The 12,568-nt window shown below is 71.3% G+C and carries 12 protein-coding genes; 7 read left to right on the top strand and 5 right to left on the bottom strand.

Going from position 1 to position 12,568, the window contains the following annotated elements; translation table 11 throughout:
- The 4 genes from E1293_RS48530 to E1293_RS09810 form a co-directional block, all read left to right on the top strand.
- Positions 1 to 188, top strand: a 188-nt coding sequence (locus E1293_RS48530; protein WP_207938758.1) for a hypothetical protein, incomplete at its 5' end; no start/stop codon positions are given.
- Between the two features lie 101 nt (positions 189 to 289).
- Positions 290 to 886 carry a DUF3105 domain-containing protein gene (locus tag E1293_RS09820; RefSeq protein WP_132196124.1) on the top strand — a complete coding sequence of 199 codons (597 nt, stop codon included), beginning with the start codon at positions 290 to 292 and terminating at the stop codon, positions 884 to 886.
- Positions 883 to 1,527 carry a DUF305 domain-containing protein gene (locus tag E1293_RS09815; protein WP_132196122.1) on the top strand — a complete coding sequence of 215 codons (645 nt, stop codon included), beginning with the start codon at positions 883 to 885 and terminating at the stop codon, positions 1,525 to 1,527. The genes E1293_RS09820 and E1293_RS09815 overlap by 4 nt, the downstream gene beginning before the upstream one ends.
- A gap of 80 nt (positions 1,528 to 1,607) precedes the next feature.
- Positions 1,608 to 2,171, top strand: a complete 564-nt coding sequence (locus E1293_RS09810; protein ID WP_132196120.1) for a TIGR03086 family metal-binding protein — start codon at positions 1,608 to 1,610, stop codon at positions 2,169 to 2,171.
- A 4-nt stretch (positions 2,172 to 2,175) separates the two neighbouring features.
- Here the strand turns inward: E1293_RS09810 and E1293_RS09805 are convergent, their stop codons facing one another.
- Both E1293_RS09805 and E1293_RS09800 read right to left on the bottom strand, forming a co-directional pair.
- A complete protein-coding gene (locus E1293_RS09805) occupies positions 2,176 to 3,411 on the bottom strand; it encodes a DUF349 domain-containing protein (protein WP_132196118.1) in 1,236 nt (411 codons plus the stop codon).
- 72 nt (positions 3,412 to 3,483) lie between these two features.
- A complete protein-coding gene (locus E1293_RS09800; protein ID WP_132196116.1) occupies positions 3,484 to 4,236 on the bottom strand; it encodes a peptidylprolyl isomerase in 753 nt (250 codons plus the stop codon).
- Between the two features lie 210 nt (positions 4,237 to 4,446).
- Between E1293_RS09800 and E1293_RS09795 the strand changes: the two genes are divergently transcribed.
- The 3 genes from E1293_RS09795 to aspS are packed head-to-tail and all read left to right on the top strand — an operon-like array spanning position 4,447 to position 8,197.
- Positions 4,447 to 5,142 carry an MBL fold metallo-hydrolase gene (locus E1293_RS09795; protein ID WP_132196114.1) on the top strand — a complete coding sequence of 232 codons (696 nt, stop codon included), beginning with the start codon at positions 4,447 to 4,449 and terminating at the stop codon, positions 5,140 to 5,142.
- A gap of 11 nt (positions 5,143 to 5,153) precedes the next feature.
- Positions 5,154 to 6,434: a histidine--tRNA ligase gene (gene hisS, locus E1293_RS09790; RefSeq protein ID WP_207938757.1), complete on the top strand. Its 1,281-nt coding sequence runs from the start codon at positions 5,154 to 5,156 to the stop codon at positions 6,432 to 6,434.
- Complete coding sequence (gene aspS / locus E1293_RS09785) at positions 6,431 to 8,197, top strand: aspartate--tRNA ligase (protein ID WP_132196112.1); 1,767 nt, start codon at positions 6,431 to 6,433, stop codon at positions 8,195 to 8,197. Before hisS ends, aspS begins: the two co-directional genes overlap by 4 nt.
- A gap of 100 nt (positions 8,198 to 8,297) precedes the next feature.
- Here the strand turns inward: aspS and E1293_RS09780 are convergent, their stop codons facing one another.
- From E1293_RS09780 to secF, 3 genes are all read right to left on the bottom strand, one after another.
- Entirely contained in the window at positions 8,298 to 10,757 is a 2,460-nt protein-coding gene (locus tag E1293_RS09780) for a RelA/SpoT family protein (RefSeq protein ID WP_424923612.1), read from the bottom strand.
- Between the two features lie 103 nt (positions 10,758 to 10,860).
- Positions 10,861 to 11,385 (bottom strand): adenine phosphoribosyltransferase, encoded by a 525-nt coding sequence (locus tag E1293_RS09775; RefSeq protein ID WP_132196110.1) that lies wholly within the window; start codon positions 11,383 to 11,385, stop codon positions 10,861 to 10,863.
- Between the two features lie 19 nt (positions 11,386 to 11,404).
- Entirely contained in the window at positions 11,405 to 12,568 is a 1,164-nt protein-coding gene (secF, locus tag E1293_RS09770) for a protein translocase subunit SecF (RefSeq protein ID WP_132196108.1), read from the bottom strand.

Below are 12,568 nucleotides of genomic sequence, written 5' to 3'. Positions count from 1 at the left end.
CCCCGGCGCCCATGGACGCATGCCTGTGCCTGGCCGTGCTCTTCGCCCTCATCCTCCTCGGGGTGGCCGCCGCAGGGCGCAGGCCGCTCCGGTCCCTGTCTCCGCGTATCGGCTGGACGCTCGCGCCACCGGCCGATGCCGCCCCCGCACCCTCGTTCGCTCCCGCACTCCAGGTTCTCCGGCTGTGACGGACCGGCCGTAAGGCCGCGCACGCCCGTATCACCCTTGCCGGGATACGGCGCTGCGCTCATGTCCGTGTTGGACCACAGCCCCTGAGAGGACCGCTCTCATGTCCAAGAGCGCCCGTAACAAGACCGCCAAGAACGTCCTGACCCAGCGCGAGGTCCCGTGGGGAGGCATCGCCTTCTTCACCGTCATCGGCCTGGTGGCGGTCATCGCCATCGGCTACGCGTACCTCCAGACCAGGCCGTCGTCCGCCGACGACTCGATCAAGGGCCTGGTGACCAAGGACGGGCTCGGCCGCGGCCACGTCGCCGGGACCGTCGAGTACGACACCGATCCGCCGATGGGCGGCGACCACAACCCCGTCTGGCAGAACTGCGACGGCCACGTCTACGACGCGCCGCTCCAGAACGAGCACGCCGTCCACGCCCTGGAGCACGGCGCCGTGTGGATCACCTACAGGCCCGGCCTGGCCGCCGATCAGCTCGCGTCCCTCAAGAGCAAGGTCAGCGGCACCGACTACACGCTGCTGAGCCCCTACCCGTCCGAGGACTCGCCGGTCACGCTCACCGCCTGGGGCAAGCAGCTCAAGCTCCAGAACGCCTCCGACCCCCGCGTCGACGAGTTCCTGCGCGCCTTCGTGAAGGGCCCCCAGACGCCCGAGCCCGGCGCGGCCTGCTCGGGCGGCAAGGACACCCCGTGAGCGGGGACGCCGTGAGCGCCGTCCCCGCGGCACCGCGGGGACGGCGCGTCACCGTCGTCCTCGCGGTCCTCGTCCTGCTCGCCAGCGCCGTCCTGGTGGGGCGCGCCGCCTTCCGCTCGGAGGAGCCGGGCACGGACGGCCCCGAGGCCGGGTTCGCCCGCGACATGAGCTCGCACCACGCCCAGGCGGTGGAGATGTCGTTCATCGTCCGGGACCGCACCGGCGACCCGGCCGTCCGGCTGCTGGCCTTCGACATCATCAACACCCAGTCCGCCCAGATCGGCATGATGACGGCCTGGCTGGACGAGTGGGGGCTGCCGAAGACCGACCCCTCCGGGCACATGCGCTGGATGTCGGGGCACGGGGGCCGCCACGGGGGCGGTGGCGCCGCGATGCCGGGCATGGCGACGCGCGAGCAGCTGGCGGACCTCAAGCAGGCCGCCGGCCGTGCCGCCGAAGTCGGGTTCCTGCGGCTGATGATCGCCCACCACCGCGGCGGCGTGGGGATGGCCGAGGCCGTCCTCGCCCGCACCGGCCGCGACCGGGTGCGGCGGCTGGCCCGCACGATGGTGGAGGGCCAGCGGGCGGAGATCACGCAGATGAACGCGATGCTGCGGGAGCGGGGCCGCCCCGCCGTGTGATCCCGGGCGGCGTGATCCCGGGCAGGCGAGCTTCGCGATAGCGCTTGACAGCGCGGTCGGATCGCGGGTCACTGACCACCATGGCTCACAACCTCAGCGGCTACCACCGGGCCCTCGACCTCTTCGAGGGCCTGGTGGCCGGCGTCCCCCGCGACGGGTGGGACGCACCGTCGCCCTGCGACGCGTGGACCGCCCGGGACGTCGCCGGCCACGTGACCGGCGGGCAGTCCCTGGTCCGGGCGCTGGCCGCTGGGGAACCCCAGCCGGACGTCAACGGGGACCCGGCGCGGTTCGTCGAGGGCGACGTCCTGATGAGCTGGCGGACGGCCCGCAAGGAGTGCGCGGCGTCCCTCACCCCGGACGCCCTCGGCCGTCTCATCCCGTTCGGCGGCCTGGGCGAGCTGCCGCTGGGCGACTACCTGGAGGCCTACATCCTGGAGCCGCTGGTGCACGCCTGGGACCTGGCCCGCGCGACGGGCCAGCCGTCCCGCCTGGACCCGGACCTCGTCCACCACGCCTTCGCGACCGCCCAGGTGGTCGCCGCCCCGCTCCGGGCCAAGGGCGACCTGGCCCCGCCCCTCCCGGCCCCGCGCGGAGCCGACGAGCAGACCAGGATGCTCGCCTTCCTGGGCCGGACGGCCTAGGGGGTCACGAGAACTCGGCGAGGGTGCGTTCGGCCTCCTCCAGCCACGCGCGGCGGGCGCTGAGGGCCTCTTCGGCCTCCTTGGCGTCCTTCTCGCGGCCGGCGTCGCGGGCCTTGCCGAGGCGCTTCTCCAGCTGCTCGATGGAGCCGCGCAGCTGGCCGACCGTGGCCTCGGCGCGGGCGCGGGCCTCGGGGTTGGTGCGGCGCCACTCGTTCTCCTCGGCGGAGCGGACGGTCTCCTCGATCTTGCGGAGCCGGCCTTCGAGGCGGTCGCGCTGGTCGCGGGGGACCATCCCGGCGGCCTCCCAGCGCTCCTGGACCGCGCGCAGCGCCTGCCGCGCCGACCGGACGTCGCGCACCGGCAGCAGCCGCTCCGCCTCGGCGAGGATCTTCTCCTTCTCCTCGGCGTTGCCGCGGAACTCGGCGTCGCGCTCGGCGAACGCGGCGCTGCGGGCCTGGAAGAAGGTGTCCTGGGCGCCCTTGAACCGGGACCACAGGTCCTCTTCGGCGTCGCGGGAGGCGCGCCCGGCCAGCTTCCAGCGGCGCATCAGGTCGCGGTAGGCGGCGGCCGTCTCGCCCCAGTCGGTGGAGCCGGACATCGACTCCGCCTCGACGACGAGGCGCTCCTTGTCCCGGCGGGACTCCTCGCGCTGGTCGTCCAGGGTCGCGAAGTAGACCTTGCGGCGCTTGGTGAAGGCGTTGCGGGCCGACGACAGCCGCTTCCAGAGCGCGGTCTCGGTGGGGCGGTCGATGCGGTCGGCGGCCTTCCACTCCTCGACGAGCTGGCGCAGCCGCTCACCGCCGTTCTTCCAGTGCGTCTCCTCGGCGGCGATGCGCTCGGCCTCGGCGACGATCCGCTCCTTGACCTCGCGGGCCTCGTGGCGGTGCTGCTCGCGCTGCGCCTTGACCTCCTCGCGGCGCTGCCCGACCCGCTCGGTCAGGCCGTCCAGGCGGCGGCCGAGGGCGTCGAGGTCGCCGACGGCGTGCGCCTCGGAGACGGCCTCGCGGAGGCGGTCGATGCTCTGCTGGGCCTGGGCGGGCTGCAGGTCGGTGGTGCGGACCCGCTGTTCGAGCAGGCCGATCTCGGTGACGAGCGCGTCGTACTTGCGCTTGAAGTAGGCCAGGGCCTCTTCGGGCGCACCGGCCTGCCAGGACCCGACTACCCGCTCGCCGTCGGCCGTCCTGACGTACACGGTGCCGTCCTCGTCCACCCGGCCCCAGGGATCGGTCGCGCTGGACACCCTTGCCTCCTGAATCGCGGGTCCGGACGACTCGCGCCTTCCGGACCCTCCACACCTTAGTATCCCGTTCGCCTATTTCCCGGCGATCGTGACGTCCTGGATCTCTACCTTCTTCTTGGGCTTGCCGTCGCCCTTCGGCTCCGAACCCGCCTTGGCGATCTTCTGCAGCACGTCCAGCCCCTTGGTGATCTTCCCGAAGACCGTGTAGTCCGGCGGGAGCTGCGAGTCCTTGTAGACCATGAAGAACTGGCTGCCGTTGGAGTCCGGCTGGCTGCTGTGCGCCATGGCGAGGGTGCCCTCGGTGTACATGGCGCCGTCGGTGTTCTCGTTGGCGAACTGGTAGCCCGGCCCGCCCGACCCCGACGCGGTCGGGTCGCCGCACTGCAGGACGCTGAGCCCGCCGCTCGTCAGCCGGTGGCACTCGGTCTTATCGAAGAAGTTCTTCTGCGCCAGGTAGGTGAAGGAGTTGACCGTGCACGGCGCCTTCCCGCCGTACAGCTGCATCTCCACCTCGCCCTGGCCGAGCTTCACCGTCGACTGGACGATCCCCGTGTGCGCGGGCTTGGCCGGCGGAGTGCCGATGCTCTTGGGCGCCCCGTCCTGCTGGGCGGCCTTGTAGGTGCACTTCGGCCCGGCCGCCGTGGACTTGTCGTCCTTGCCGGTCACCACCATGAACACGGCGCCGCCGACGACGATGACCGCCACCGCGGCGGCCGCGCTGATGATCTTGAGGCGGCGCGCCTTCGCCGCCTCCTGCGCCTGCCGCTGCTGCTGGCGCTCGTAGCGCCGGCGCGCGAGCTGCTTCTTGCGGTCCTTCCCCGCCACGTGCTTCGCCCTTCCGGTGTGATCAGGTGAACGTGCAGCGCATAGTAGCGGTACCCGCGAGTAAAAGCGCCGCCGCGTTCAGGGAGCGCTTTCCCGCGATCGCGGCGCCCGGCGCGACACGGCGAACGCGCTATCTCGTTCGCGGTGGCCGCGGCCGCGCCGGTACCCTTCGGACACGCCCACCCGAGATGGCTCCAAGGAAGGACGACCGTGCTCGTCGCCGGGTTCCCCGCTGGATCGTTCGCCGCGAACTGCTACGTCGTGGCGCCCGCCGCGGGTGAGGAGTGCGTGGTCATCGACCCCGGCCAGGACGCCGAGGCCGGAATCGAGGACATCCTGCGCGAGCACCGGCTGAAGCCGGTCGCGGTGCTGCTCACGCACGGCCACCTCGACCACGTCTGGTCGGTGGCCCCGGTCTGCGGCGCCAAGGACGTCCCCGCCTACATCCATCCGGACGACCGCGACCTGCTCACCGATCCGGCGAAGGGCCTGTCGCTCGGCGCCGGGCAGCAGATGTTCGGCGGCCTGGAGCTGTCGGAGCCGGACGACGTGCGGGAACTGGCCGACGCCTCGGTGCTGGAGCTGGCCGGGCTGAGCTTCACCGTCGACCACGCGCCGGGCCATACGCCCGGGTCGGTGACGTTCCGGACGCCGCAGGCGCAGCAGGTCCCGGACGTGATGTTCACCGGCGACCTGCTGTTCGCCGGGTCCATCGGTCGCACCGACCTGCCGGGCGGATCGTACGAGGAGATCCTCGCCAGCCTGTCCCGGGTGTGCCTCACCATGCCCGACGAGACGGCCGTCCTGCCCGGGCACGGCGAGCAGACCACAATCGGCCGCGAGCGCGCGACCAACCCGTTCCTCGCGGAATTGGTTCCCGCGGACGGGCCCACCAAGGGATTCTGACCAGAGAGACCATGAGTTCGAGCTTCCGGGCCCCCAAAGGGGTCAGTGAATACGTCCCGCCGCGCGCGGACCTCTTCTACGCCATCAGGGAGGCGTTCGCCGAGCAGGCGCGGCTCGCCGGCTACGGCTACCTGGAACTGGCCGTCTTCGAGGACACCAACCTGTTCCGCCGCGGCGTCGGCGAGTCCACCGACGTGGTGTCCAAGGAGATGTACACGTTCGAGGACCGGGGCGGCCGGTCGCTGACGCTGCGCCCCGAGTTCACCGCGTCAGTGCTGCGCTCCGTCCTGGAGAACAACCTGCACAAGGGCGCGCTGCCGGTGAAGGTGTGGACGACCGGTGCCGCGTTCCGCGCCGAGCGCCCGCAGCAGGGCCGCTACCGGCAGTTCTACCAGCTCGACCTGGAGGCGATCGGCAGCGAGGACCCGCAGGTCGACGCCGAGACGATCGCGATCGCGTCCCATTGGTACCGGTCGCTGGGCCTGACCCGGGTGCGGCTGCTGCTGAACTCGCTCGGCTGCAAGGAGTGCCGTCCGGCCTACCGCGCCCTGCTGCAGGACTTCCTGCGCGCCCTCGACCTGGACGACGACACCCGCGCCCGCGTCGAGATCAACCCGCTGCGCGTCCTGGACGACAAGCGCCCGAGGGTGCGCGAGCAGCTCGCCGGCGCGCCTCTGATGGCCGACCACCTGTGCCCCGCATGCAAGGCGCACCACGACCGGGTCCGGGAACTGCTCGCCGACCTCGGCATCGCCTGGGAGGACACCCCCACCCTCGTCCGCGGCCTGGACTACTACACCCGCACCACCTACGAGTTCGACCACCCGCTGCTCGGCGCCCAGTCCGGCATCGGCGGTGGCGGCCGCTACGACGGGCTGTCGGAGGACATCGGCGGCCCCCCGCTGCCCGGCATCGGGTTCGGGCTCGGCCTGGACCGCACGATCCTGGCCCTCGAAGCCGAGTCGCAGGAGGCCGAGGGCGCCGCGTTCACCGTCCGGCCCCGCTGCGAGGCGTTCGGGGTGGCGCTCGGCGACACCGCCGAACGCCGGATGTTCGCCATCGTCGACGGGCTGCGCCGCGCCGGGATCGCCGCCGACATGGCGTTCGGCGGCAAGAGGCTGAAGGGCGCCATGAAGGACGCGGACCGCTCCGGCGCCCGCTACGCCGTGATCCTCGGGGAGCGAGATATCGCGGACGGCGTCGCCCAGGTCAAGGATCTGGCCGAGGGCGGGCAGACCGCCGTCCCGCTCACCGACCTCACCACGACGTTGAAGGAAAGGCTCTCCAAATGATCCGCACCCACGAGGCGGGCGCGCTCCGCAAGGAGCACGCCGGGCAGCAGGTCACGCTGGCCGGCTGGGTCGGCCGCCGCCGCGACCACGGCGGCGTCACGTTCATCGACCTGCGGGACGCGTCCGGCACCGCGCAGGTCGTCTTCCGGGAGGAGGACGCCGCTCACGACCTGCGCGCGGAGTTCTGCGTCAAGGTCGTCGGCGAGGTCCGCGTCCGCCCCGAGGGCAACGAGAACCCCGAGCTGCCCACCGGCGACATCGAGGTCGCCGCCGCGCACATCGAGGTGCTGTCGGACGCGGCGCCGCTGCCGTTCCCCATCGAGGGCGACGTCAACGTCAACGAGGAGATCCGGCTCAAGTACCGCTACCTCGACCTGCGCCGCGAGTCCGTCGCCCGCGCGGTGAAGGTCCGCTCCGAGGCATCGTTCCTGACGCACGAGGTGATGCGCGAGCACCGCTTCGTCAACGTCGAGACGCCCACCCTCACCCGGTCCACCCCCGAAGGCGCCCGCGACTTCCTCGTCCCCGTCCGGCTCAAGCCCGGCCACTGGTACGCGCTGCCGCAGTCGCCGCAGCTGTTCAAGCAGCTCCTCATGGTCGGCGGCCTGGAGCGCTACTACCAGATCGCCCGCTGCTACCGCGACGAGGACTTCCGCGCCGACCGGCAGCCCGAGTTCACCCAGATCGACATCGAGATGTCGTTCGCCGACCAGGACGACGTCCTCAAGGTCGGCGAGGACCTCGTGGCCCGCCTCTGGAAGGACGTCGCCGGCTACGAGATCCCCCGGCCGATCCCCCACATCACCTACGCGGACGCGATGGCCCGCTACGGCTCCGACAAGCCCGACCTGCGCTTCGGCAACGAGCTGACCGACATGACGGAGTACTTCGCAGCCACGTCGTTCCGCGTGTTCCAGGCCCCTTACGTCGGCGCGGTCGTCATGCCCGGCGGTGCGTCCCAGACCCGCAAGGAGCTGGACGGCTGGCAGGACTGGGCCAAGGCCCGCGGGGCGCGGGGCCTCGCCTACGTCCTCGTCCAGGAGGACGGCACCCTCGGCGGCCCGGTGGCCAAGAACCTCTCCGGCACCGAGAAGGAGGGGCTCGCCGCGAAGACCGGCGCCGCCCCCGGCGACGCGATCTTCTTCGGCGCCGGCAAGCGGCACGCCACGCAGGAGCTGCTCGGCGCGGCCCGCCTGGAGATCGGCCGCCGCCGCGACCTGATCGACGGGTCCGCCTGGGAGTTCGTCTGGGTCGTGGACGCGCCGATCTTCGAGCCCGTCGAGGACGGCAAGGGCGAGCAGATCGGCTGGACGTCCGTGCACCACCCGTTCACGGCGCCGAAGCCGGAGTTCGCCGACACCTTCCACGACGACCCCGGCGGCGCCCTCGCGAACGCCTACGACCTCGTCCTGAACGGCAACGAGATCGGCGGCGGCTCCATCCGAATCCACCGCGCGGAGATGCAGCAGCGCGTCTTCGACGTGCTCGGCCTCTCCAAGGAGGAGGCGGAGTCGAAGTTCGGGTTCCTGCTGGAGGCGTTCAAGTTCGGCCCGCCCCCGCACGGCGGCATCGCCTTCGGCTGGGACCGCGTGGTCATGCTCCTCGCCGGCCAGGAGTCGATCCGCGACGTGATCGCCTTCCCCAAGGCAGCGTCCGGCTACGACCCGCTGACCGCCGCCCCGACCCCGATCACCCCGCAGCAGCGCGCGGAGGCCGGCGTGGACGTGATCCCCGAAGAAGAGGACGCCCCCACCGGGAACTGACCCGCGTATCCAAGGGCGGCCGCCACCCGGCGGCCGCCCTTGCCGCGTCACCACCACGGACGTCGGGTTTCCGCCGGCGACCGCGGCGGAGGGCGCCGGTCTACGTCGTGGCGCCGCTGGTGGTGCGGTAGACGTCGTAGACACCGTCGATGGAGCGGACGGCCTTCAGGACGTGGCCCAGGTGCTTCGGGTCGCCCATCTCGAAGGTGAACCGGCTGACGGCCACACGGTCGCGGGTGGTGGTGACCGACGCCGACAGGATGTTGACGTGCTGGTCGGAGAGGACGCGGGTCACGTCCGACAGGAGGCGGGGGCGGTCGAGGGCCTCGACCTGGATGGCGACGAGGAAGACCGAGTCTTCGCCCGGCGACCATTTGACGTCGATCAGGCGGTCCGGCTGCGCCCTCAGGCTCTCGACGTTGGCGCAGTCGGCGCGGTGGACGGAGACGCCGTGGCCGCGGGTGACGAAGCCGACGATGTCGTCGCCGGGGACCGGGGTGCAGCAGCGGGACAGGCGGACCCACACGTCCGCGTCGTCGGCGACGACGACGCCCGGGTCGCCGGCGGGGCGGCTGCGCTTGCGGCGGGTCGGCAGGGCGATCTCGGCGAGGTCCTCTTCGGCGCTCTCGACGCCGCCGAGCGCGTCCACGAGCCGCTGGACGACGTGCTGCGCCGACACCTGGCTCTCGCCGACGGCCGCGTAGAGGGACGAGACGTCCGGGTAGCGCATGTCGCGGGCGAGGGCGAGCAGCGCCTCACCGGACATCATCCGCTGCAGCGGCATGTTCTGCTTGCGCATGGCGCGGGCGATGGCGTCCTTGCCGGACTCGATCGCGGTGTCGCGGCGCTCCTTGGAGAACCAGTGCTTGATCTTGTTGCGGGCGCGGGCGCTCTTGACGAAGCCGAGCCAGTCGCGGCTCGGGCCGGCGTCCTGCGACTTGGAGGTGAACACCTCGACGGTGTCGCCGTTGTCGAGGGTCGATTCGAGGGGGACGAGGCGGCCGTTGACGCGGGCGCCGATACATCGGTGCCCGACCTCGGTGTGGATCGCGTACGCGAAGTCGACGGGGGTCGCGCCCTGCGGCAGCGCGATCACGTCGCCCTTCGGGGTGAACACGAACACCTCGGAGACCGACAGGTCGAAGCGGAGCGACTCCAGGAACTCGGCCGGGTCGGCGGTCTCCTTCTGCCAGTCGAGGAGCTGGCGGAGCCACTGCATGTCGCCGGCCTTGCGGCCGCCGACCGTCTCCTCCTTGTACTTCCAGTGCGCGGCGACGCCGTACTCGGCGCGGCGGTGCATGCCCCAGGTGCGGATCTGCAGCTCGACGGGCTTGCCCTCGGGGCCGATCACCGTCGTGTGCAGCGACTGGTACATGTTGAACTTCGGCATCGCGATGTAGTCCTTGAACCGGCCGGGGACCGGGTTCCAGCGCGCGTGGATCGAGCCGAGGGCGGCGTAGCAGTCGCGGACGCTGTCGACGAGGACCCGGATGCCGACCAGGTCGTAGATGTCGTCGAAGGAGACGTCCCGCGCGATCATCTTCTGGTAGATCGAGTAGTAGTGCTTCGGCCGGCCGGTCACGGTGGCCTTGATCCGGGCCTCGCGCAGGTCGGTGGAGACGTTCTCGATCACTTCCTGCAGGTAGACGTCGCGGCGCGGGGCGCGCTCGGACACCAGCCGGGCGATCTCGTCGAACCGCTTGGGGTACATCGTGGCGAACGCGAGGTCCTCCAGCTCCCACTTCAGCGTGTTCATCCCGAGGCGGTGCGCGAGCGGCGCGAACACCTCCAGGGTCTCGCGGGCCTTCTTCTCCTGCTTGTGCCGCGGCATGTAGCGCAGCGTGCGCATGTTGTGCAGCCGGTCGCCGAGCTTGATCACCAGGACGCGGATGTCGCGGGACATCGCCACGACCATCTTGCGGACGGTCTCGGCCTCGGCGGCCTCCCCGTACTTGACCTTGTCGAGCTTGGTGACGCCGTCGACGAGCGCGGCGATCTCGTCGCCGAACTCGGAGCTGAGCTGGTCGAGGGTGTAGGGGGTGTCCTCGACGGTGTCGTGCAGCAGCGCCGCGCAGAGCGTCTCGGTGTTCATGCCGAGCTCGGCGAGGATCGTGGCGACCGCGAGGGGGTGGGTGATGTAGGGGTCGCCGCTCTTGCGCTTCTGGTGCCGGTGGTAGTGCGCGGCCACGTCGTAGGCGCGCTCGATGAGCCGGAGGTCCGCCTTCGGATGCGTGTTGCGGACCGTCTTGATCAGTGGTTCGAGTACCGGGTTCATAGTGGGGCCGCGCTGGGCGCCCAGCCTGGCGAGCCTGCGGCGCACCCGGGCGGCGGACGGCGGGATCGTGGCCGGCGTGGGCCTGGACGGAACGGCCTCATCGGACTCCTCGCCGGAGGATGGGCCAGGGGCGGTGGCGGGGGAAGCGGGCGTCTTGCCGGCGGGCCGGGTCTCGGCGGGCTCGGCCTTCTCGGCCGGATCGGGCGGCGGGGCTTCGGACGGTGACGCGCGCCGTTCCTCGGCGGCGTCGTTCACCGCGTCGGTCGATACCACCTCACCGGGCACCCAGCCTCCTTAGCCGTCCGGGCGCCGTGGCCGCTGCCCCGCGGGTCGCGCCCGTCCCCGTCGGACCCTGATGGGTGCCAGTGTATCCGGCACCCATTTCCTACTAGACCGTAACCAGGGAATGAACGTCCAGATTCCCCAGCTTGCCGCGTCCGTGCAGGAACGAGAGTTCGAGGAGGACCGACAGGCCGACGACCTCGCCGCCGCCGCGGCGGACGAGTTCGGCGGCCGCCCGCGCCGTCCCGCCGGTGGCGAGGACGTCGTCGACGATCAGCACACGGTCGCCGGGGTCGAACGCGTCGAGGTGGATCTCGATCGTCTCGCTCCCGTACTCGAGATCATAGGTCTCCGCGTTGGTCGCCGCGGGCAGTTTCCCCTTCTTGCGCACCGGGACGAACCCGGCGCCGAAGTGGTAGGCGACGGGCGCGGCCATGATGAAGCCGCGCGCCTCGATCCCGACGATCTTGTCGATGGTGCCGCGGCCGTAGTGGTTGACGATGGCGTCGACCACCCCGGCGAACGCGACGTGGTCGGCCAGCAGCGGGGTGATGTCCTTGAAGACCACCCCCGGCTTCGGGTAGTCGGGGATGTCGCGGATCCGCTCCTGGATCAGCTTGCCGAGGTCCACGTTCGAGAATCTCCCGCTGCTACTTGCCGCCGCGGCGCTGCTGCCGCGATCCGCGTTTCGGCTGCTGGCGCGACCCGGTCTGCATGACCTTCCGCACGGTGACGGTGTTCCTGACGTCCGGGACGTCGTCGTCCGGCTCCTCGCGCGAGCGCGCGTCGCCGGGCCGGTCGTCGCCGGACGCCCCGGCCCCGGCCGTCACCTTGGCGGTCTTGGACTGCCGCTTGGCGCTGTGCTCGCGCCGGGCGATGTTCTCCCGGATCTGCCGGTACTTCGGCTCGCGCTCCTTGAACTGGACGAGCAGCGGCGTCGCCACGCAGATCGACGAGTAGGTACCGACGATCATGCCGACGAACAGGGCGAGCGACAGGTCCTTCAGCGTGCCCGCGCCGAACAGCGTGGTGCCGATGAACAGGATCGCACCGACGGGCAGGATCGCCACCAGCGAGGTGTTCAGGGACCGCACCAGGGTGCTGCTGAGCGCCTGGTTGGCGGCCTCGCTGTAGGTGGTCTTGGAGGTCGGGCCGAGCGGCTTGGTGACCTCCTTGATCATGTCGAACACGACGACCGCGTCGTACAGCGAGTAGCCGAGGATCGTCAGGAAGCCGAGCAGCGTGGCCGGGGTGACCTCGAACCCGGACCAGGCGTAGACGCCCGCCGTGATCACCAGGTCGTGGACCAGCGCGACCACCGCGGCCACGGCCATCCGCCACTCGAAGGCCACCGACAGGTAGGCGATGATCAAGATCATGAAGACGGCCAGCGCCTGCCATGCCTTCTTCTGGATCTGGCCGCCCCAGGAGGCGCCGACGACCTGGGTGCTGACCTTGTCCGCGGAGACGCTCAGCTCGCCGGCGATGCTCGACTTGACCTTCGTGACGTCCGCCGAGGGGAGGCTCTCGGTCGTCACCCGCCAGTCGCCGCCCGCCTTCTGCACGATCACCTGGTGGACGCCGCCGTCGGTGGCGGCGCTGCGCACCTGCTCGATCGAGGCGTTGGGAGCCTTGAAGGTGAAGACCGAGCCGCCCTTGAACTCGACGCCGAAGTTGAGGCCCTGGACGAGCAGCCCGGCGATCGAGAACGCCAGCAGCAGCCCGGAGATCGTGTACCAGATCTTCGGCCGGCCGACGATGTCGGCGCTGATCTCGCCCCGGTAGATCCGGGAGACGACCGCACGCGTTCCCAT

Origin of the sequence: Actinomadura darangshiensis (genome assembly GCF_004349235.1) — a bacterium.
Classification (GTDB): domain Bacteria; phylum Actinomycetota; class Actinomycetes; order Streptosporangiales; family Streptosporangiaceae; genus Spirillospora; species Spirillospora darangshiensis.
This window is presented reverse-complemented; position numbering and strand designations above follow the sequence as displayed.

Excerpts from the sequence above, each read along its gene's own strand:
- hisS (WP_207938757.1), top strand. The coding sequence starts at position 5,154 with ATGAGTTCGAGCTTCCGGGCCCCCAAAGGGGTCAGTGAATACGTCCCG.
- E1293_RS09820 (WP_132196124.1), top strand. The coding sequence starts at position 290 with ATGTCCAAGAGCGCCCGTAACAAGACCGCCAAGAACGTCCTGACCCAG.
- secF (WP_132196108.1), bottom strand. The coding sequence starts at position 12,568 with ATGGGAACGCGTGCGGTCGTCTCCCGGATCTACCGGGGCGAGATCAGC.
- aspS (WP_132196112.1), top strand. The coding sequence starts at position 6,431 with ATGATCCGCACCCACGAGGCGGGCGCGCTCCGCAAGGAGCACGCCGGG.
- E1293_RS09810 (WP_132196120.1), top strand. The coding sequence starts at position 1,608 with ATGGCTCACAACCTCAGCGGCTACCACCGGGCCCTCGACCTCTTCGAG.